At 61.2% G+C, this 21139-nt stretch carries 15 protein-coding genes; 12 read left to right on the top strand and 3 right to left on the bottom strand.

What is annotated here, in order from left to right:
* Positions 1-23 precede the first annotated feature (23 nt).
* From rplN to AB5202_RS00885, 4 genes are all read left to right on the top strand, one after another.
* On the top strand, positions 24-392 hold the full coding sequence (rplN, locus tag AB5202_RS00900) for a 50S ribosomal protein L14 (RefSeq protein WP_006235041.1): 369 nt from the start codon (positions 24-26) through the stop codon (positions 390-392).
* 13 nt (positions 393-405) lie between these two features.
* A complete protein-coding gene (gene rplX, locus AB5202_RS00895; protein ID WP_099432059.1) occupies positions 406-711 on the top strand; it encodes a 50S ribosomal protein L24 in 306 nt (101 codons plus the stop codon).
* A 473-nt stretch (positions 712-1184) separates the two neighbouring features.
* The gene (locus AB5202_RS00890) at positions 1185-2264 is read left to right on the top strand and encodes a Gfo/Idh/MocA family protein (RefSeq protein WP_368144215.1); all 1080 of its coding nucleotides are present in this window, start codon (positions 1185-1187) and stop codon (positions 2262-2264) included.
* 3 nt (positions 2265-2267) lie between these two features.
* The gene (locus AB5202_RS00885; RefSeq protein WP_215674049.1) at positions 2268-3014 is read left to right on the top strand and encodes a DeoR/GlpR family DNA-binding transcription regulator; all 747 of its coding nucleotides are present in this window, start codon (positions 2268-2270) and stop codon (positions 3012-3014) included.
* A 114-nt stretch (positions 3015-3128) separates the two neighbouring features.
* On the opposite strand, the gene AB5202_RS00880 is transcribed toward AB5202_RS00885, so the two are convergent.
* Together AB5202_RS00880 and AB5202_RS00875 are read right to left on the bottom strand one after the other, a co-directional pair.
* Positions 3129-3788: an RluA family pseudouridine synthase gene (locus tag AB5202_RS00880; RefSeq protein WP_368144214.1), complete on the bottom strand. Its 660-nt coding sequence runs from the start codon at positions 3786-3788 to the stop codon at positions 3129-3131.
* A gap of 15 nt (positions 3789-3803) precedes the next feature.
* A complete protein-coding gene (locus AB5202_RS00875) occupies positions 3804-6296 on the bottom strand; it encodes a U32 family peptidase (protein ID WP_196025286.1) in 2493 nt (830 codons plus the stop codon).
* Positions 6297-6596: 300 nt separating this feature from the next.
* Between AB5202_RS00875 and AB5202_RS00870 the strand changes: the two genes are divergently transcribed.
* Positions 6597-6974, top strand: coding sequence for a Rid family detoxifying hydrolase (locus tag AB5202_RS00870; protein WP_196025285.1), 378 nt, complete (start codon positions 6597-6599; stop codon positions 6972-6974).
* 112 nt (positions 6975-7086) lie between these two features.
* On the opposite strand, the gene AB5202_RS00865 is transcribed toward AB5202_RS00870, so the two are convergent.
* Entirely contained in the window at positions 7087-7743 is a 657-nt protein-coding gene (locus AB5202_RS00865; RefSeq protein ID WP_233506175.1) for a helix-turn-helix transcriptional regulator, read from the bottom strand.
* Between the two features lie 352 nt (positions 7744-8095).
* Between AB5202_RS00865 and AB5202_RS00860 the strand changes: the two genes are divergently transcribed.
* From AB5202_RS00860 to AB5202_RS00830, 7 genes are all read left to right on the top strand, one after another.
* Entirely contained in the window at positions 8096-9490 is a 1395-nt protein-coding gene (locus AB5202_RS00860; protein ID WP_055285183.1) for a uracil-xanthine permease family protein, read from the top strand.
* Positions 9491-9685: 195 nt separating this feature from the next.
* The gene (gene ssnA / locus AB5202_RS00855) at positions 9686-11041 is read left to right on the top strand and encodes a putative aminohydrolase SsnA (RefSeq protein ID WP_196025284.1); all 1356 of its coding nucleotides are present in this window, start codon (positions 9686-9688) and stop codon (positions 11039-11041) included.
* A gap of 149 nt (positions 11042-11190) precedes the next feature.
* Positions 11191-14190 (top strand): putative selenate reductase subunit YgfK, encoded by a 3000-nt coding sequence (ygfK, locus tag AB5202_RS00850; RefSeq protein WP_368144212.1) that lies wholly within the window; start codon positions 11191-11193, stop codon positions 14188-14190.
* 11 nt (positions 14191-14201) lie between these two features.
* The gene (locus tag AB5202_RS00845) at positions 14202-14681 is read left to right on the top strand and encodes a 4Fe-4S binding protein (protein ID WP_195364342.1); all 480 of its coding nucleotides are present in this window, start codon (positions 14202-14204) and stop codon (positions 14679-14681) included.
* Positions 14682-14693: 12 nt separating this feature from the next.
* Complete coding sequence (xdh, locus tag AB5202_RS00840) at positions 14694-17471, top strand: selenium-dependent xanthine dehydrogenase (RefSeq protein WP_215674052.1); 2778 nt, start codon at positions 14694-14696, stop codon at positions 17469-17471.
* 344 nt (positions 17472-17815) lie between these two features.
* Positions 17816-19207, top strand: coding sequence for an ATP-binding protein (locus AB5202_RS00835; protein ID WP_368144211.1), 1392 nt, complete (start codon positions 17816-17818; stop codon positions 19205-19207).
* A gap of 185 nt (positions 19208-19392) precedes the next feature.
* Complete coding sequence (locus AB5202_RS00830) at positions 19393-20688, top strand: ATP-binding protein (protein ID WP_006235059.1); 1296 nt, start codon at positions 19393-19395, stop codon at positions 20686-20688.
* Positions 20689-21139: the final 451 nt, after the last annotated feature.

The following is a 21139-nucleotide window of genomic DNA, read 5'->3' as shown; positions in this document are numbered from 1 at the left end:
CTTAGTTCGGAGGAACATCTACCATGATTCAGATGCAAACCATGCTGAACGTCGCCGACAACTCCGGCGCTCGCAAGATTCGCTGCATCAAGGTGCTTGGCGGTTCCAAGCGTCGTTATGCAGGCATCGGCGATGTGTTCATCGGTGCTGTCCAGGAGGCTACCCCTGGCGCCAACGTCAAGAAGAAGGACGTTGTCCGTTGCGTCGTCGTTCGCACCGTTAAGGAGATCCGCCGCAAGGATGGCTCCTACATTCGCTTTGATGAGAACGCTTGCGTTGTCATCAACAACGATGGTTCGCCCGTCGGCACCCGTATCTTCGGGCCCGTCGCTCGCGAGCTTCGTGACAAGAAGTACATGAAGATCGTCTCGCTCGCTCCCGAGACCCTGTAGTTAGGGGAGATATATGTATATCAAGAAGGGCGATAAGGTCCAGGTTCTCTCTGGCAAGGATCGCGGCAAGCAGGGCGTTATCCTGCGTGCTCTCCCCGCCGAGAACAAGGTCGTTGTCGAGGGCGTTTCGGTCGTCAAGAAGGCCGTCAAGCCCAACGCTGCCAACCAGCAGGGCGGCATCGTTTCGCAGGAGGCTCCCATCGATGCCTCCAACGTCAATCTCGTTTGCCCCGAGTGCGGTAAGGTTACCCGCGTCGGTCACGAGAAGGACGGTAAGAACAAGCTGCGCGTCTGCAAGAAGTGCGGCCACAAGTTCTAAGCTGCCCGCAACATCAAGTTGCTAGCAAAGGCCCGGATGCCCCACGGCACCCGGGCCTTTTTCTATCCCCACTCATTGGGGATACTCATTGGGGACAGACTTACATGAGTGATTGTGCTCATTGGGGACAGACTTAAATGAGTAGTCCCGGCAGTTGGGGACAGTCCCCATGTGTCGGCACCTAGGGACAGTCCTTTGATGTCTGGTGCCCCCGGAGGGGTGAAGTAATACAGCTGGCTCTGTCTTTAGGGCTTTGGTGCTCCGCTCCTATATGTTTCACAAGGATTGTCGCATGCGCATTTACGCGCAGAGTCTTGCGCGATGATGCGCATGACCGCGCAAACATCTGTCAACCATGGCCAAATAATGACCGAAAAGCAAATATACACGCAAATACAAGCAAATGCGCGCTCATTTGTGCGAATATAAGGCTGTTGGAAATGAAGAACTTCCGATGACTCAGGAGGCACATAATGGCAGATTCCAAGCAGGCTCCACTCGATTCCGCGGCAGCCGCAAAGGCAGCGTTCGCTTCGGTTCAGGACAAGCCATTCCCCGATGATATCTTTACGGCTCCCGAGCTCCGCTGGGCCGTGATCGGTTGTGGCGTTATCGCCAACCAGATGGCCCAGTCTCTCGCTCTTGCCGGCCGCAAGCTTGCGGGCGTCGCCAACCGCACGCTGTCTAAGGCTCAGGCTTTTGCCGAGCAGTATGGCATCGAGAAGGTCTATGACACGGTCGAGGACCTCTATGCCGATCCGGATATCGACGCCGTCTATATCACCACCCCGCATCACACGCATATCACTTACCTGCGCGCCGCTCTGGCAGCTGGCAAGCACGTGCTCTGCGAAAAGGCCATTACCCTAAATTCTGCCGAGCTCGACGAGGCCTGTGCCATTGCCGACGAGCATAACGTGGTCCTCATGGACGCCACCACGGTGCTTCACATGCCCTTGTATCAGGAGCTGCGTCGTCGCATGGATGCTGGCGAGTTCGGCCGCATGAACCTCGCTCAGCTCAACTTTGGCAGCTACAAGGAGTACGGCGATTTGACCAATCGTTTCTACAATCGCAACCTTGCTGGCGGTGCCATGCTCGATATTGGCGTGTATGCCCTGTCCGTCATGCGCCTCTTTATGGCAAGCCAGCCCGCCGAGGTCGTTTCGCTGGGCAACACCTGTGAGACCGGCGTGGACGTTGCGGGCGGCATCGTCTGCCGTAATGCCGAGCAGCAGCTGGGTGTTGTGAGCCTTACGCTCCACTCCAAGCAGCCCAAGCGCTCGGTCATCAGCTTTGACAAGTGCTATATCGAGGTCAACGAGTATCCGCGTGCCGATCACGCGACCATCGTGTGGACTGCGGACGGTCACCGCGAGGAGGTCCACGCCGGCACCGAGGCTTACGCCCTTTGCTATGAGATGGCCGATCTTGAGCAGGCCGTTGCCGGCGACGACTCCAAGCGCGAGCTGCTGGATTATGCTTCTGATGTTATGGAGCTTATGACCAAGCTCCGCGCCGACTGGGGAGTCGTGTACCCCGAGGAGGAGTAAGCGATGCTTGCGGAAGATAGGCTCAACGCGATTGTGTCGATGGTGCAGCGAGCCGGCTCGGTTACCGTGCTGGAGCTTGCTGAGGCCCTGGGCGTGACGGCATCTACCATTCGGCGCGACCTGCAGACGCTCGACCGAGCGCACCGTATCGCCAAGGTCCACGGTGGGGCGACGAGTCTTGAGCGCGCGCACGTGACGCGCGACCTAACGCTTAATGAGCGCAGCGACCTCCATAACGATGACAAGGAGCGTATATGCGCCCGTGCGGCGGCGCTCGTGGAGCCCGAGAGCTTTGTGTACATCGATTCGGGTTCGACAACGCTCAGACTCATCGAGCATCTTCCGCATCTCGAATCGGTCACCTATGTGACTGATTCCGTGCTCCATGCTCAGCATCTCGCTGTGCGCGGCATGCGCACCGTGGTGCTGGGCGGCGAGCTTAAACCCGAGACCGAGGCGCTCGTTGGCCCCGATGCTCTGGCAACCCTAGACCGCTACAACTTTAACTGCGGCTTTTGGGGTTCTAACGGCATTGCCGCCGAGCAGGGCTTTACGACGCCCGATATCGAGGAAGCGCAGGTCAAGCGTATCTCGATGCGCCATACAGCCAAACGCTTCGTAATCTCGGACGCCAGTAAGTTTGGCATGGTGGCTCCCGTAAAATTCGCGGACTTCCGTGACGCAACGGTTATCACCGCGGGCGAGGTGCCCGCCAAGTACCAGACGATGAAAAACGTCATCACGGTTTAGCAACGGGGCGAAGTAAGGCCAAAACCACCGCGAAGGGGCAGGAACCTTTGTGGTGGTTTTGACGTTTGTCCAGATAAAACCTGCCAAAATAAACCTGTCCCTTTTCGGCAGGTTTTAGGGCTCCCAGGGGCAGGGGGCTTCGATGTGGATGTGCTCGCCGGTTACGGGATGCGTGGAGGACACGCTGTGGGCGTGGAGCATCAGGCCGCAGGGACGCGGCGTTCCGTACAGGTCGTCGCCTACCAGGGGATGACGCTCGCTCGCCAGATGCACACGGATTTGGTGCTTGCGGCCGGTGAGCAGCTCGACATCGATATACGAGCGCGTGGGCAGGCCACGACGGCTCTTAAGACGCTTGAGCACCTTCACGCGCGTCTGAGACGGCTTGCCGCTGGCGCCGACGCGCATCTTGCGGCTGTCGTGACGGTCGCGGGCGATGGGCTTGTCGATGAGCTTTTCGTTCCAGTCGATCTTGCCCTCGGCGAGCGCCAGGTAGTGCTTTTCGAAAGCGTGGTCGATGACCATCTGGTCAAAGGTGGGCTGCGTCTGCTTGTCGAGCGAGAACAGCACCACGCCGGTGGTGTCGCGGTCTAGGCGGTTGAGCGGCTGCATATCGGTCGCGGCAAAGCCGTCGCCCATCGCCAGCAGCAGGTCGCTGGCGTAGTCGGTGAGTGTGCGCTCGCCGGTGCCGTCGCCGTGGACGATCATGCCGGCGGGCTTGTCGATGGCCATGAGCCAGGCGTCGCAGTAGAGGACTTGAGGTTCTTCGTTCACGTGTAAGCCTTTCGGTTAGCTGATTCCCACAAACATGCAGCCCGAGGTCGCCCCGCGTAGGCGGGCGGCGGGCTTGCGGCCGGCCTGCGCGGCTTCGACGGCACGACGGACGCGGGCGACGGCACGGCCCACCTCATCTGCCTCGAGCAGCGTTCCGTCCACCATGAGACGACGCACGCCGGCATCGAGCAGCTGAGGAACCTGCGGCGTGAGGTCGATGGGGTAGGCATCGTACAGGCGAGAGCGGCCGTGGATGTCGGTGCGGACGGGCATGACCTTTCCGTCGATATTCTTGAGCGAGAGCTTGCGGGCACGCAGACGGCAGTTGACACAATCGTGGATGCAGCCGTTGGCAACCTGCAGAATGCAATGCTCGCTTGTCATGACGCGCGGGCGGCCAAAGACGGTGATGCCCAAAGCCGCGGGCGCGGCGGCACCGAGCGAGACAATCTCGTCGAGCGTGATTTCGGGCGAGAGCCAAAACGCACCGGCTCCGCGCTCGGCAAGCGCCTCCATGCAGGGCGTGTTGTGCACCGGCAGGCAAGAGCGAATTTCGGCCGTGGCGCCGGCCCGCGCGGCTACGGCGAGCTCGGAGATATTACCGACGGCGACGGTAGCTCCGGCATTGATCCAGGGATCGACGCGCTCGTGGTCGACGGCGCGGCAGACCTCGTCGAGTACGGGTACGATGCCCTGCTCAAATGCATCGGCGGGGGAGAGCTCGGCCGCATCGAGTGCGTCGGTGGTCATGTAGATGCGCGTTACACCCTCGGCGCGAGCGGCCTCGGCGGCCTCGAGCGAGGTGACGGTGGCGCAGATCTGCGGCTCGTCGCGGTAGTGCTCGGGCATGGGCCGCGTACATTTGTCGAGCACCGGCAGCTCGAGCGTGCGGGCACGCTCGTCATACGGTGCCAGAATGGCCTCCTCCAGCGCCTTGCAGGCGGCGGCGCGCACCTTGTGCACAGCGGAGAAGCCCATGCCGCAGCCCTTATCGAGCGCCACATCAAAGCTCGCTGCCTCGAAGGGCGAGGAGCCCATGCGGCCCACATGCTCAACCAGGTCTGCCGCCTCGACGGCACGGGTCTTGGCGGCCTCGACGGTGAAGCCTGTGCCCGTGGCCGTAAGCGATGGGTCGTCGCAGCAAGTAAGCGTGACGGCAAACGGTTCACCCAAACGTGCCACGACGGTTACATCCACGGCGCGACGGCGCAGCACATCGCGCTTGAGCGCGGCGCCGGCGGCGTCAATGGCACGCTGACTGCGAATCACGCGGACGCGGCAGCCCTCAGGCATGCTGCGGGGAACGCGACATTCGATGATGTCGCCCGCGGCGGCATCATCGGCGGCGATGGTGGTCAGGAATTGGTCGAACTCATCGTCGTGGCGAAGCTCCAGCAGGTCGCCCTTGCCCACGGGCTCAAACAGCTCAATGCGGGCGATGGCGGCGCGGCGACGGCGGTCGTCGGGCTTAAGGCCGCGCACATCGCGGTTGGCCGGGCGGCTGCCCAGCACCGTGCCCACGATCTGGCCGCGGTTGTTGGAACGCTCATAGCTCATCATCTCATCGCCCGAGGTGCCGTCCTGATAGGCGTGCGTAAAGTCGCGGTTAAAGCAGCGCTTGAGCTGTCGCTGGCGGGCCGCATCCTCATCCTTAGAGGTCGAAACATCGGCCAGCATGTCATCAATCTGATGACGATACACGTCGACGATGGAATACACGTAATCGGGGGCCTTCATGCGGCCCTCGAGCTTGAGCGATGCGGCGCCGGCGTCATACAGACGGCGAACAAGCTGCGAAGTGTTGGTGTCGCGCGGGCACAGCGCGCGCTCGCGACCGGCAGGGGAGAGCGAGCGGCCGTTCTCGTCAATTAGCTCGTAGGGTAGGCGGCAGGGCTGGGCGCACATGCCGCGGTTGGCCGAGCGGCCAGCCATGGCAAAGCTCGACAGCAGGCACAGACCCGAGTAGCAAAAGCAGATGGCACCGTGGCTAAAGACCTCAAGGTCCACATCGGGCGCGGCGTTGTGAATGGCGGCGATCTCGTCGATGGAGAGCTCGCGCGAGAGAGTCACGCGGTCGGCGCCCTGCTCACGGCACCAAAGGGTTCCGCGGTCGTCGTGGATGTTCGCCTGGGTCGAGATATGTGTCTCGATGCCGGGCATGGTGCGCTTGGCCTCAAAGAACAGACCCCAGTCCTGGATAATGAAGGCATCGGCGCCCAGCGTGGAGCAGCGATGAATGAGCTGCAGTGCATCGCCCATCTCGGACTGCTTGATGACGATGTTGACCGTGACGTAGACGCGCGACCCGGCTAGATGCGCGGCGCGGCAGGCTTGCTCAAAGGCCTCGTCGGTAAAGTTGGTTGCCTTGCGGCGGGCGTTGAAGCTGCCCATGCCGCAGTAGATGGCGTCTGCCCCGGCGGCGAGCGCGGCGGCAAAGGGCTCCGGGCCTCCGGCGGGGGCCAAAAGCTCGGGCCTGCGGTTAGTGGTTCGGCTGGCGGTTGCGGTCATATCCTGCCTTTCAAAATGCTCAGATATTCAAAAGTATAGTGGCGTCGCTGCGGTGGGCGACGCCCGCAGCCTAAGCAGGACAAAGTCTTCAGCAGCTTGGACTGGCTGCTCCACATGAGAACCGTTCAGCGGTTCGGGGAAACCGTTGGGCGATAAAATATTCTCGCAAGCTGATAATATTCTTGCATCAAACAGAAACCTTGAGTACTATCCCAATCAAGCGCGGTGTTCAGACCGAACTGTGCCTCCCGGTGTGAACACCGCGCTCACGCTCTCTCAATTGATCGTAAGGAGAAAAACATGAGCAAGACCGTCGTGTCTTCCGATAACGCACCCGCAGCCATCGGCCCGTATTCCCCCGGTATCCAGGCCGGCAACATGGTGTTCCTGTCCGGCCAGCTGGGCATCGATCTCGCGACCGGCAAGATGCCCGAGGGCGTCGAGGCCCAGGCCAAGCAGTCCCTCGCCAACGTCGAGGCCCTGCTGACCGCTGCCGGCGCTACCTTTGCCGATGTCGTCAAGACCACGGTCTACCTGGCCGACATCGCCGACTTCGCCGCCGTGAACGAGATCTACGCCTCCAAGTTTGAGGCCCCGTTCCCCGCGCGCAGCGCCTTCCAGGTTGCCGCCCTTCCGGCTGGCGGTCTGGTCGAGATCGAGGTCGTTGCCGCTCTCTAAGGCGTTGGCCACAACTAAACATGACATGCAAAAAGACCCTGCAGCGCGTGCGAGCTGCAGGGTCTTTTATCAAGTGACGGATCGCTTGTGGAGCCGCACTCCATTTTGCTCGTTAGCCTTCCTTGCGGACTTTTTGCAGGTAGCGGTAGACGCTGGGCTCAGAGATGCCCAGCGCGGCGGCGGCGCAGGCCACGGCGCCCTTGAGCATGAACACCCCGTTACCGTTGAGGTGGCGAATGACGTCCACGCGGTCGCTCTGACCAAGCGACGCTACATCCAGCCCGCGCGCGCTCAGCAACTCGGCAATGCTGCGGTCGATGAGCTCCTGTGTAGACTCCGAAAGGCTTTCGACCTCGATAGGGGCGGGCTCCGTGCGCGTCGGCGCCGCGTCGAAGCACGCCATGAGCTGCTGCGCCATGGCGTTGATGGAGCGCACGGTCGAGAGGTCGGTGTTGACGCAGAGCATACCGACGATCTCATCATTCTCGCGGATAAAGTACGTCGCTGACTCCAACGTCTTGCCGCCGGCACCGCGCCCCTCGTAGCCCGTAATAAACGGCAGGTCGCGATACTTGGCGTCGTGCATGATCTTGAGTGCCAGATCGGTGGCGGGACCGCCGACCTTGCGGCCGCTCACGATGCCGTTGCGAATATCGACGATGGCGTGGTCGGGATCCGAGAAATCGTGCAGCACGATTTCGCTGTTTTTGCCGAGTATCTGCTCCAGAAAATCGACCATCGGCAAAAAGCGACGTACGGTCTCGTTCACGGGCAACTCCTTTGGGTGAAATCGGAAATGTTCATAACAATTTTTTCTCATGGTAACACGCTGCCCATCATCTCGTATATCCGCAGGTACATTGCGTAATGCAGACGAACGGTAGGAATTTAGCGGTAAACGGTTGACCAAAAGAAATGTTAGATGTTATTTTGACCAGACACTTTCCTGACCTGCGGAAATGCGTAATTTCAGCTGAAGAATAGTCTGATAACAAAAAATTATTATTGAGAATGAGAATCATCTTTAATACGATATGCAATGAAGGCACAACCTCAACCCCGCACTGCGTCACAATAGAGCGTCAGATGCGAAAACAACTACTTCGAGGATTGGTGGTCAAATGACCCAGGAGACGGTTACGAACGGCACTGAAGCCCTGTTCACTCGCGAAGGCATGCCTCCCGTTAAGGAAATGATCCCGTGTGCCCTTCAGCACGTACTGGCATCGTTTGCCGGCATCATTACCCCGGCGGTCATCATGGCCGGCGTCTACGGCTTTAATAGCCAGCAGAGTACCGACATCATCCAGGTCGCGCTCATTCTTTCGGCGATCGACACGGCCCTTCAGGCCTTCGCTCCCTTCCGTCGCATCGGCGGCGGCCTGCCCATCGTCATGGGCGTTTCGTTCGCGTTCCTGCCGGCCCTGCAGGCCATGGGTGCCTCGGGCTTTAGCTTTGGTGCGCTGCTGGGTGGCGAGATCGTCGGCGGCGCCGTCGCGGTCCTCTTTGGTCTGGCCTACAGCAAGATCAAGTGGCTGTTCCCGCCCGTCGTGACCGGTACGGTCATCTTCTCCATCGGCGTTTCGCTGTATCCCACGGCCGTCAAGTATATGGCCGGCGGTATGGGTACGCCGCTGTGGGGCACCCCGCAGGCCTGGTGCGTCGCTCTTATCACCTTCGCCGTGGTCTTTGCGCTCGCCAACTTTGGCAAGGGCACGCTCAAGCTGGGATCCGTGTTCTTTGGCATGATCGTTGGCATGATCGTCTCCATCCCCTTTGGCATGATCGACTTCTCCAGCGTCGCCACCGCTCAGGTCTTCGCTCTTCCCAAGCTCATGCCCTACGCGCTCGAGTTTGATCCCGAGGTCTGCATTACCCTCGCCGTCGTGTTCCCCATGGTTGCCATCCAGGTTATCGGTGACGTCTCCGCCGCCTGCCTGGGCTCCATCGACCGTATGCCCACCGAGCGCGAGCTCTCCGGCGCTATCGTGTCCCAGGGCCTCACCTCTATGGTCGGCGGTCTGCTGGGCGGTCTTCCCACCAGCGCCCTTGGCCAGAACGTGGGCATCATCTGCTCCAACAAGGTCGTCAACAAGTGGGTCTTTGTGATCATTGCGGCCGTCTTTGCCATCGCCGGTCTGTTCCCGCAGCTCTCTGCCGTCCTTTCCGCTATCCCGCAGCCCGTCATCGGCGGCGCGACCGTCGGCGTCTTTGGCACCATCACCATGAACGGCGTGCGCATGTTCACCCGCGAGGGCCTCACGCAGCGCACTACCACCATCGTCGGCACCTCCGTCGTCTTTGGCCTGGGTATCTGGATGGCCAGCGGTTGCCTTGCCGGCGAGGGTATGCCCGCCTGGGTGTCCACCGTCATCGGCTCCAATGCCGTAACCCCCACCGCCATCATGGCCATTGTCCTTAACCTGATCCTTCCGCAGACGCCGGTCGTGGCTCAGCACATCGATGCTGCCAAGGACGCTGCCGTGGATCTGGTCTTGCCCGAGAGCAAGAAGTAACCAATTCGGTGCTATTCGTCGGCGGACGCATCGCCTCGTCCGCCGACGCCATGCGGCACCAAGCCGCACTTCAAAGGGTTTGTCCCTTTGGTGAAGCGTTGACGGGAGAGGGCCCGTTTCCGGTGTAGGCCGGCGCTTCGCACTCCGCCATGTCAGAGGTGTCAAACCCCGCCTCTGATGTTGAAGGGAGCATCCATGCTTCTGGTCGCTAACGGTTCCGTCTTTACCCGCAACGCTCAGACCCCGTTTATTCCAAACGGTGCGGTCGCCATTGACGGAGATACGATCGTCGAAGTGGGCCCCGAGCGCGAGCTCAAGGCCAAGTACCCGGATGCCGAGTACGTCGATGCCCAGGGCAACCTCATCATGCCCGGACTCATCAACTGCCACACCCACATCTACTCGGGTCTGGCCCGCGGCCTTGCCATTAAGGGCTGCAACCCCACCAACTTCTTGGAGAATCTCGAGCAGCAGTGGTGGAAGATCGACGACAACCTGACGCTCGACGGCACCAAGGCCAGCGCCTATGCTACGATTTTGGACTCCATCCGCGATGGCGTCACCACGATCTTCGATCACCATGCGAGCTTCTGCGAGATTCCGGGAAGCCTCTTTACCATTAAGGATGCAGCTCAGGAGCTGGGCATGCGTTCGTGCCTGTGCTACGAGGTCTCCGATCGCCGCGGCCAGGAAAAGTGCGACCAGGCCATTGCCGAGAACGCCGAATTTGCCCAGTGGGCCGCCAAGGAGCGTCGCGATAACGACAACCACATGATCGCCGCCATGTTTGGCGGACATGCTACCTTTACGCTTTCGGACGAGACCATGGATAAGATGGCCGAGGCCAACAACGGCCTGACCGGCTTCCACATCCATGTGTGCGAGGGCATGAACGACGTGTGGGACTCCCGCCTCAACCGCGGTGGCATCAGCCCCGTCGAGCGCCTGCTGCAGCACAACCTGCTGGGTCCCGACACCATGCTGGGCCACTGCATCCACGTGACGCCTGCCGAGATGGACATCGTCAAGGAGTCCGGCACTTGGCTGGTCAACAACCCCGAATCCAATATGGGCAACGCCGTGGGCTGCGCCCCCGTGCTCGAGTTCTTCCGCCGCGGCATCCCCGTGTGCATGGGCACCGACGCCTACACCCACGATATGCTCGAGAGCCTTAAGGTCTTCCTGATTATTCAGCGCCACAACGCCGCCATGCCCAACGTGGGCTGGTGCGAGGCCATGACGATGCTGTTCGAGAACAACGCCAAGATGGCGAGCAAGTACTTCGATCGCAAGCTCGGTGTGCTAGAGGCCGGCGCTGCCGCCGACGTTATCGTTATGGACTACAAGCCCTTTACGCCGCTGAGCGAGGAGAATATCGACGGCCACATGCTCTTTGGCATGATGGGCAAAAACTGCCGCACCACCATCATCAACGGCCGCGTCCTGTACAAGGATCGCGAGTTCGTTGGCATTGATGAGGACAAGATCAACGCGTGGACCACGGCCGAGTCCAAGAAGCTCTGGAGCACGCTCAACGATCGCACCTACTAATTCACAAGTAGATTCGCGCGCGTCGGATGTTTCGCCACATCCGGCGCGCGCATAGGCGGCCTCCGCGGGGTCGCCGGCGCTGTGCTAGCGCTACACCGTATTTGCGCCCGCCGCGCGGTCTCGCCGGGCGTTACAGAGAGGAGCTCACTATGAGCGACATCATGAGGCCGATCCCGTTTTCGCAGCTGATGAACTGGATCATCGAGGAGCACAAGACTCAGGGCGCCGTCTTTGGCGTGCGCAAGATGGTCACGACCAACCAGGAGGGCGCGCTTCCCATTTTTGACGAGCGCATCGAGACTCCGTTTGGCCCGGCCGCCGGTCCCAACACGCAGCTTGCCCAGAACATCGTGGCCTCTTATGTGGCCGGTTCCCGCTTCTTTGAGCTTAAGACCGTTCAGGTTATGGACGGCGAGGAGCTCTCCAAGTGTGTGAACAAGCCCTGCATCGTGGCGCAGGACGAGTGCTACAACTGCGAGTGGTCGACCGAGCTCGAGGTTCCGCAGGCCTTTGCCGAGTACGTGAAGGCATGGTTTGCCTGCCACCTGATCGCTCGCGAGTACGGCCTGGGCAGTCCGGACGGCTTTGTCTTCAACATGTCCGTGGGTTATGACCTCGAGGGCATCAAGAGCCCCAAGGTCGATGCGTACATTGAGGGCATGAAGGACGCCAGCGGCTCCGAGGTTTGGAACGAGTGCCGCACGTGGGCGCTCGCTAACCTGGACAAGTTTGAGCATGTCGATGCCGCGTTTGTCGAGTCCATCCCGGCGCGCGTCTCCAACTCCATTACCGAGTCTACCCTGCATGGCTGCCCGCCGGCGGAGATCGAGCGCATCGCGACCTATCTGATTACCGAGAAGGGTCTCAACACCTACATCAAGTGCAACCCCACGCTGCTGGGCTATGAGTTTGCTCGCCAGCGCCTCAACGAGCTGGGCTTTGACTACATCGTCTTCGATGACACGCACTTCCGCGAGGACCTGCAGTGGGCCGATGCCGTGCCTATGTTCGAGCGCCTGATTGCCCTGTGCGCCGAGCGCGGCCTGGAGTTTGGCGTCAAGCTGACCAACACGTTCCCCGTCGACGTGACGAGGAACGAGCTACCCTCCACCGAGATGTACATGTCCGGCCGTTCGCTGTTCTCGCTGACCATCGAGGCTGCCCGCCGCATTACCGAGCAGTTTGATGGCAAACTGCGCATCAGCTACTCCGGCGGTGCCACGGTCTACAACATCCGCGCCCTGTACGATGCCGGCATTTGGCCCGTCACCCTGGCGACCGACGTGCTCAAGCCTGGTGGCTACGAGCGCTTTAGCCAGATGGCCGGCGAGTTTACCGACCTGGACGGCAAGCCGTTCGCGGGCGTCTCTCTCGAGGCCGTGACTGCGATCCAGACCGACTCGCTCGCCAATCCGCTCTACAAGAAGCCGCTGCGCCCGCTGCCCGACCGCAAGGTCGCCGGCAAGAGCCCGCTTTCCGATTGCTTTACCACGCCGTGCCGCACGAGCTGCCCCATCCAGCAGGATATTCCCGCCTATCTGGCGGCTGTTGACGAGGGCCGCTACGAGGACGCGCTCAACATCATCATCGAGCGCAACGCTCTGCCGTTCATTACCGGCACCATCTGCCCGCATCCCTGCGGCTGTGCCTGCGAGCGTGCGTTCTACGAGCCCGAGGGCGCCCAGATTCGCGCCAGTAAGCTCAAGGCCGCCCGCGAGGCCATGACCGCCGTGCTGCCCAAGCCGCGTGCCCAGGCCATCGCAAACGACGGCGAGCGCAACGTTGCCGTTATCGGCGGCGGCCCGGCCGGCCTGGCGACGGCGTTCTTCCTGACGCGTGCCGGCGTGCCCGTCACCATCTTTGAGGCCCGCGATTCGCTCGGTGGCGTGGTCCGTCACGTGATTCCCGAGTTCCGCATCGCGAGCGACGATATCTCCCACGATGCCGAGCTCTGCCTAGCCTTTGGCGCCAAGGTGCAGCTCAACGCTCGCGTGGATTCCATCGACGAACTCAAGGCTCAAGGCTTTACCGACGTGGTCGTGGCCACCGGTGCCTGGATGCCCGGCTCTGCGGGCTTGGGCGAGGGCGCCGAGCTCGATGTGCTGGAGTTCCTCGAGGCCGCCAAGAAGGGCGAGAAGCTCGAGCTGGGCGAGGACGTCGTGGTCATTGGCGCCGGCAACACCGCCATGGACGCGGCCCGCGTGGCCAAGCGCCTGGCCGGCGTGAAGAACGTGCGCCTGGTGTATCGCCGCACCAAGAAGCAGATGCCCGCCGACGAGGAAGAGCTCGATCTTGCTCTTGCCGACGGCGTTGAGTTCTGCGAGCTGCTGGCACCTAAGGCGCTCAACGGCGCCGTGCTGACCTGCGACGTTATGGAGCTTGGCGAGCCGGATGCAAGCGGCCGTCGCAGCCCCGCCGCCACGGGCGAGACCATCGAGCTTCCCGCCACCACGGTGATCTGCGCCGTGGGCGAGGGCATCGATGCCAGCCTGTACGATGCCGCGGGCGTCGAGCACGACCGTCGCGGCCGCCTTGCCGCCACCTCCACCGGCGTCGAGGGCGTCTGGGCTGCGGGCGACTGCCGCCGCGGTCCTGCCACCGTGGTCGAGGCCATCGCCGATGCCGCCGAGGTCGCTCGTGCCATCGCCGGCGTGGACTTTAACAAGTACGCCGACTGTAACGAGCAGGCCGGCCGCGAGGACACCTGCTACGAGCGCAAGGGGTCGCTGTGCCGCGACAAGCGCAACTGCACCAAGACCCGCTGCCTGGGCTGCGGCTCGGTGTGCGAGGTCTGCTGCGACGTGTGCCCCAACCGCGCCAACGTTGCAATTAAGGTGCCGGGCCTGGCCAAGCATCAGGTCGTCCATGTCGACGGCATGTGCAACGAGTGCGGCAACTGCGCCGTGTTCTGTCCCTACCAGGAGGGTCGTCCCTACAAGGACAAGCTCACCCTGTTCTGGAGCGAGCAGGACATGGAGAACTCCGAGAACGAGGGCTTCCTGGCGGTGGACGAGGACCACTTTAAGGTCCGCGTGGCCGGCACGGTCCGCACCGTCTCGGTCGATGCCGTCAACACCGGTCTTCCCGAGGCCGTCCGCCTGACCATCAGGGCTGTGCGCGACAACTATTCGTACCTTCTTAAGAAATAGGCGAGTCTCTTATGGCCAAATCCATTCAACATAACGTGGCCTACGTTGCCTGCGGAAGCGGTTGCGCCTCCGCAGGCGGCGACGCCCGCTGCAGCGAAGGCTGCATTGGCTGTGGCGCTTGCGTCGCGGCCTGCCCCCACGGCGCCATTGCGCTGGTCGATGGCATCGCCCGCGTGGATCGCTCCAAGTGCACGGGCTGTGGCCTGTGCGGCATGGCGTGCCCGCAGCGCGTGATTGCCTTCGTTCCCGGCTACCAGAACATTCTGGTGCGCTGCAACAACACCGATAAGGGCGCCATTGCGCGCAAGATCTGCGACACGAGCTGCATCGGTTGCGGTATGTGCGCCAAAAAGTGCCCTGCCGGCGCTATCCGCATCGAGGACAACTGCGCCCATATCGACGGCGTGGACTGCCTGTCGTGCGGCATGTGCGCCGTCGTCTGCCCTCATGGCGCCATCCACGACCGCACCGGCATCGCCGCCGGCGTGTAGAAGGGAATCACCATGGCACAGGAATTCACTTTTACCGTTAACGGTGTCGAGCACACGACGACGGAGAATAAACCACTGCTGCGCTATCTGCGCGACGACCTGCACATTCACTCCGCCAAGGACGGCTGCTCCGAGGGCGCCTGCGGCACCTGCACCATCCATGTGGACGGTGCGGCCGTCAAGGCGTGCGTACTGACCACTGCTCTTGCCGCCGGCCGCAACATCGTGACCGTCGAGGGCCTGCCCGAGGACGTGCGCGAGGCCTTTGTGTACGCCTTTGGCGCCGTGGGCGCCGTGCAGTGCGGTTTTTGCATCCCCGGCATGGTCATGGCGGGTGCAGCGCTGATCGCCGAGGACCCCGAGCCCACCGAGGAGCAGATCAAGTACGCCATCCGTGGCAATGTCTGCCGCTGCACCGGCTACAAAAAGATTATCGAGGGCATTTCGCTGGCAGCTGCGGTGCTCCGTGGCGAAAAGCAGATCGACGAGGATTTGGAGCGCGGCGACGACTACGGCGTGGGCAAGCGCGCCTTCCGCATCGACGTGCGCAAGAAGGTGCTCGGCGAGGGCAAGTATCCCGACGACATCGACGAGCTCGATCAGCCGGGTCTGACCTATGCCAGCGCCGTGCGCTCCAAGTACCCGCGCGCCCGTGTGCTCTCCATCGACACCTCCAAGGCCGAGGCCCTGCCCGGCGTGGTGGGCATCCTGCGCGCCGAGGACGTGCCGGTCAACCAGGTCGGCCACCTTATCCAGGACTGGGACGTCATGATCGCCCAGGGCGATATCACCCGCTGCGTGGGTGACGCCATCGTGCTGGTGGTTGCCGAGGACGAGGCGACGCTCGAGAAGGCCAAGAAGCTCGTAAAGATCGATTACGAGCCTCTGGAGCCCGTGCGCAACATCGCCGAGGCCAAGGCCGCCGACGCGCCGCGCCTGCATGACAGTTTCTTTGCCTTCGGCAACACGGTGGAGCTCAAGGACAACGTGTGCCAGAGCCGTCACGTGACGCGCGGCGACGCCGCCAAGGCGCTGGCAGAGAGCGCGTTTACCGTGACGCAGCGCTTTACCACGCCCTTTACCGAGCATGCCTTCTTGGAGCCCGAGTGCGCCGTTGCCTTCCCGTACAAGAACGGCGTCAAGGTGCAGTCGACCGACCAGGGTGCCTACGACACGCGCAAAGAGTGTGCCCACATGTTTGGCTGGGATAGCGAACCCGAGCGCGTGGTCGTCGAGACCATGCTCGTGGGTGGCGGCTTTGGCGGCAAGGAGGACGTGTCCATCCAGCACCTGGCCGCGCTCGCCGCATATAAGTTCCAGCGTCCTGTGAAGTGCAAACTCACACGTGCCGAGTCGCTTGCGTTCCATCCCAAGCGCCATGCCATGGACGGCACCTTTACGCTGGGCTGCGACGCCGAGGGCAACTTTACCGGCCTGGACTGCGAGATTAACTTTGACACCGGCGCCTACGCGTCGCTGTGCGGCCCGGTGCTCGAGCGCGCTTGCACGCATGCTGTCGGCCCCTACAAGTACCAGAACACCGACATTCGCGGTTATGGCTACTACACCAACAACCCGCCCGCCGGCGCGTACCGTGGCTTTGGCGTCTGCCAGTCCGAGTTTGCGCTCGAGAGCCTAATCGACCTGCTGGCCGAGAAGGTCGGCCTGGATCCGTGGGAGATTCGCTACCGCAACGCCATCGAGCCGGGCGAGGTTTTGCCCAACGGTCAGATTGCCGACTGCTCCACGGCGCTGAAGGAGACACTGCTCGAGGTCAAGGATGCCTACTATGCGCATCCCGGACACGCCGGCATTGCCTGCGCCATGAAGAACGCCGGCGTGGGCGTGGGCCTGCCCGATGCCGGCCGCTGCAAGATTCGCATCGAGAACGGCGCGGCCGTGGTCTATGCCGCCACGTCCGACATTGGCCAGGGCTGTAACACCGTCTTTTTGCAAGACGTTGCCGAGGCATGCGGCCTGCCGCTTCGCTGCATCGCCAACGGCGAGTGCTCCACCGAGAACGCTCCCGACTCCGGCACCACGTCTGGCTCGCGTCAGACGGTCGTGACCGGCGAGGCCGTGCGCGGTGCCGCCTTCCTGCTGCGCGATGCCATGCTTGATATCGAGGCCGGCAAGTCTGCGCCCGCCGCTCCCGTGAGTGCGCATGGCGACGGCGTCAAGATCGAGTATGACGACGGCCGCGCCTATCAGCTGCACACGCAGGAACTCGTCGCCGGCCAGGGTATGCATCCTCAGGATCCCGCGGCCGCCATCAAGGCGCTCGAGGGATGCGAGTTTGGCTACGTGTACCTGGAGCCGACCGACAAGCTGGGCGCCGACGTTCCCAATCCCAAGAGCCACATCTGCTACGGCTTTGCCACGCATGTGGTCATTCTGGACGATGACGGTCGCGTGAGCGAGGTCTATGCCGCGCACGATTCCGGCAAGGTGGTCAACCCCATCTCCATCCAGGGTCAGATCGAAGGCGGTGTGCTTATGGGTATGGGCTATGCGCTTACCGAGGACTGGCCGCTCAAGGACTGCGTACCCCAGGCAAGGTACGGTACGCTCGGGCTGTTCCGTGCGCCCGAGATTCCGGATATCCACGCCATTTACGTGGAGAAGGACGAGCTGTTGCCCGTGGCATATGGCGGCAAGGGCATCGGCGAGATCGCGACGATCCCCACGGCGCCCGCCGTACAGAACGCTTACCGCGCGTTTGACGGCAAGCTGCGTCCCGATCTGCCCATGGTGAATACGCCCTACAGCCGCGTCCGCAACCGCGGGTAGGGTAGGGCGCGGATAGCCATTGCTGACGAGCTGTTCGCGCTCAACATCAACTACATACGCTGCGCCTTTGGTCCCGGCTCCATCGCGAGCCGGGGCCTTTTGTTTGGAGCGGAAACTGTGTCCCGGAATTGCCACTCAGAGCGGGACGCGCTTTCCGGATCGGTCCTCAACCGGAAGCTGTATCCCGGAACCAGGCTCCAGAACGGGGTACATTTTCCGGAACGGTCCACGTGCGGTGATGTACCGCCCCTTTTGCGTGCGCCGCTTGTCGAATTACGTTATAGCTAGCTATATTATAGGAAGGTATAATATAGCTAGCTATAACGTAAAGGAAGGATGGCCCTATGTTTATCGGAAGAACAGTGGAAATGTCCGAGCTCAATCGACTGTATGGCACGGGCTCCTTTGAGATGCCTGTGATTTACGGCCGTCGTCGTGTGGGCAAAACGCGTCTTATCACAGAATTCATCCAAGACAAGAAGGCTATTTACTTTCAAGCTCGTCGTACCAATGCAGAGGCAAACCTGCACGGCTTTAGCCAGGCGATACTTGCGGGTTCGGTTGGTGCTGCAGGCGTGTCGTTTCGTAGTTTTGACGAGGCGTTCGATGCATTGGCCACCATGGCTCGCACGGAACGTTTGATTGTCGTGATTGACGAGTATCCCTATCTCGCCCAATCGAATCCCGAGATCAGTTCGTTGCTGCAAGACAAGATTGATCACTTGTACAAAGAGACTAGGCTCATGCTGATTCTATGCGGCTCGTCTCTTTCGTTTATGGAGGAACAGGTGTTGGGCTACGAGAGCCCACTATACGGTAGGCGTACGGCCCAGTTTAAGATCATGCCGCTCGATTTTACGACGACCCTCGACCTGTGGCAGAGCATGAGTCGCGAAGACGCTGCAGTTTGCTATGGTATGACGGGCGGCATTCCTGCATATATCGAGAGAGTCGATCCTGCCGCATCGCTCAAGGACAACATCAAACGTCTTTTTCTTACTTCTACGGGCTATCTCTTTGAGGAGCCGAGTAACCTGCTAATGCAAGAGTGCCGCAATCCCGAGCAATATGATGCGATCGTGCAAGCAATTGCTCAGGGGCGCTCGAGGATCTCGGAGATTGCGAGCTCTACGGGAATCCCTGCGAGCAACGTAAAGAGCTATGTGGATAAGCTGGCGTCGCTTGGGATTGTCGAGCGCGAGCTGCCCCTAAACGAGACGAGCAATAAGCGAGCCGTGTATCTGCTGAGCGACCAGATGTTTAGGTTCTGGTACAAGTTTGTGCCGCAGAACATTGGGCTGATTCAAAACGATATGGCCGAGATGGCGTATAAGCGCATTGAGCCGCACGTATCGGATTACATGGGTACGGTCTTTGAGCTTATATGCAGGCAATACGTGTACGAACTCGCGCGCGCGGGCCAGTTCGATGTGGTTCCGGCGAGCGTCGGGCGCTGGTGGGGGACGGACAATCGCACACATGCGCAGGAAGAAATCGACTTGATTGTTGACGATGGCGAGGGCGCTGCGCTGTTTGCGGAGTGCAAATGGCGCAATGAACCGGCGGGCGAAGACGTGCTGCAAAAGCTCGTATACCGAAGCGAGCTCTTTAGGCGGCAGCACAAAAGCTATGCGATCTTCTCGAAGCGAGGCTTTACGCAAGGATGTCAGGAAGCTGCGGCGAGCAGGGGAGATGCCAAGCTGATTTCGTTTGCCGAGATGTGCGAGCGGAGATAACCAAGCACGCTCTGATGTGATGCTCGGAATGGGTCGCGCTAAGGATGCCAAGCGTAAAACCTTCAATGAAAATGGCGTAAAGACTACATCTGTCATGGCGTAAAAACTACATTGAAAGTAGCGTAAAATCAGCATTGAGAATGGCGTAATTTCGCATATCGCGTGATAGAGAGGGACGGCCGTCTATGGATGCACCAAAGAGATTGACCCAAAAGGGATATAGGCCCCGGCTCATAGAGGAGCGCCTCGACACCCTTATGCGGGCGTTTGGCTGTGTGGAGATCAACGGCCCCAAATGGTGCGGCAAGACCTGGACGGCGCTCTCTCGCTCGGCGAGCGTCTCCAGGCTCGATGAGCCTGCGCAGCGTGCGGCGGCAGAGGTCGACCCAAGCCTGGCGCTCATCGGCGATGCGCCACACCTGGTCGATGAATGGCAGGAGGTGCCCGAGGTTTGGGATGCCGCCCGGCGTTTCGTGGACGCGAGCGGCAACGAACGGGGGACACTTTTGCTCACGGGCTCGACCGCGCTCAAAAGCGAGGAGCGCAGCCATGTTCGTCATTCCGGCACGGGTAGGATCGCCCGTCTGTCAATGCGCCCCATGGCCCTGTGTGAGTCGGGCGACGGCGAGCCGCTCGTGTCACTGGCAAGCCTCTTTAAGGGCGAGGATTTTGCCCCTCAGCGTCGCGAGAGCACGGTGGATGACGTCGCCCGCTGGTGCTGCAGGGGCGGTTGGCCTGCAAATCTTGGGCTTTCGGAAGATCTTGCGCGAGAGACGGCAAGCCAGTACGTGCACTCGGTGCTCGACGTCAACGTGCTGGACGAGGGCATGTCGCCCGAGCTTGCACACGGCCTTTTGCGAGCTCTTGCCATGAACGAGAGCCAGGCTGTCACGTACAAGACGCTCGTAAAGGACGCCTCGTACGGTGAGGCGGGCCCCGACGAGAGGACCATCGCTGCGTACTTGGACCTCTTCAACAGGCTCAAGCTGACCGAGGACCTGTGCGGATGGGAGCCGCCCATGCGCTCGAAGGCCCGCGTTCGCGTGCGCCCCAAGCGCTACTTCTGTGACCCGTCACTTGCGGCGGCGTTGCTGGGGGCTACCCCTGAGCGGCTGCTTGGCGATATGCAAACGCTGGGGATGCTCTTTGAGAATCTCGTCCTGCGCGACGTGCGCGTGTTCCTTTCCACCTACGGCGGTGTCGACAACAGTGTCCATTATTTCCGAGATGAGAAGGGCCTTGAGGTCGATCTGATCGTTGAGCACGACGGGCGCTGGGGAGCCATCGAGGTCAAGCTGAGTGATGCGAAAGCAGACGATGGAGCGAGAAATCTCAAGGCGCTGGAGAGGAAAGTGCTCTCCAATCCTGCCGCCCAGAATGCCGCGCCGGCGTTTTTGGCGGTCGTGGTTGGAAAGGGGAGCATTGCCTACACACGCGACGACGGCGTGGCGGTGATTCCCATGGCGGCACTTGGGGCGTAGTGGTTTTGCGGGCGTGCCGTGCTTCCTTTACCGAAAATCCATTTGGTAAACCAGATGCTCGCGGATAGAATAAAGTTGACGGCAGCCCAAGGGTGATAGCTGGGCAGCGCCGTTGCTTGGTCAAGGGGTCAAAGCCTTAATTGTAGTGACTTGTTATGCTTCGAACGCTGCTTGAGTGCCTCGGAAAGCCCGACAAACGCCGTGAAAAGCGAGACCAAAGCAACCAAGAGCTCTGTGAGCTCTGATGGGCCCGGGATGACCTCTGATTCAAGTCACCGGGCCTCAATCTTTTTCACACATTCGAATAGGCGGGCGACTCTCTTGGGGCCGTCTGCATGGCGCGTGCCTGGCGCGCGTGGCACAGCATCCCATTTTAATATGAGAAAGCCATTGTCAATAGGCGTGTTTGTTCGAGCCCGGTTTTAAACCGGGCTTTTTCGTTTCCCGTCGG

It is taken from the genome of Collinsella aerofaciens (genome assembly GCF_040915545.1).
Lineage (GTDB): Bacteria > Actinomycetota > Coriobacteriia > Coriobacteriales > Coriobacteriaceae > Collinsella > Collinsella aerofaciens_BE.
This window is presented reverse-complemented; position numbering and strand designations above follow the sequence as displayed.

Excerpts from the sequence above, each read along its gene's own strand:
- rplN (WP_006235041.1), top strand. The coding sequence starts at position 24 with ATGATTCAGATGCAAACCATGCTGAACGTCGCCGACAACTCCGGCGCT.
- AB5202_RS00885 (WP_215674049.1), top strand. The coding sequence starts at position 2,268 with ATGCTTGCGGAAGATAGGCTCAACGCGATTGTGTCGATGGTGCAGCGA.
- AB5202_RS00870 (WP_196025285.1), top strand. The coding sequence starts at position 6,597 with ATGAGCAAGACCGTCGTGTCTTCCGATAACGCACCCGCAGCCATCGGC.
- ygfK (WP_368144212.1), top strand. The coding sequence starts at position 11,191 with ATGAGCGACATCATGAGGCCGATCCCGTTTTCGCAGCTGATGAACTGG.
- AB5202_RS00830 (WP_006235059.1), top strand. The coding sequence starts at position 19,393 with ATGGATGCACCAAAGAGATTGACCCAAAAGGGATATAGGCCCCGGCTC.
- rplX (WP_099432059.1), top strand. The coding sequence starts at position 406 with ATGTATATCAAGAAGGGCGATAAGGTCCAGGTTCTCTCTGGCAAGGAT.
- AB5202_RS00890 (WP_368144215.1), top strand. The coding sequence starts at position 1,185 with ATGGCAGATTCCAAGCAGGCTCCACTCGATTCCGCGGCAGCCGCAAAG.
- AB5202_RS00835 (WP_368144211.1), top strand. The coding sequence starts at position 17,816 with ATGTTTATCGGAAGAACAGTGGAAATGTCCGAGCTCAATCGACTGTAT.
- xdh (WP_215674052.1), top strand. The coding sequence starts at position 14,694 with ATGGCACAGGAATTCACTTTTACCGTTAACGGTGTCGAGCACACGACG.
- ssnA (WP_196025284.1), top strand. The coding sequence starts at position 9,686 with ATGCTTCTGGTCGCTAACGGTTCCGTCTTTACCCGCAACGCTCAGACC.
- AB5202_RS00860 (WP_055285183.1), top strand. The coding sequence starts at position 8,096 with ATGACCCAGGAGACGGTTACGAACGGCACTGAAGCCCTGTTCACTCGC.
- AB5202_RS00845 (WP_195364342.1), top strand. The coding sequence starts at position 14,202 with ATGGCCAAATCCATTCAACATAACGTGGCCTACGTTGCCTGCGGAAGC.
- AB5202_RS00875 (WP_196025286.1), bottom strand. The coding sequence starts at position 6,296 with ATGACCGCAACCGCCAGCCGAACCACTAACCGCAGGCCCGAGCTTTTG.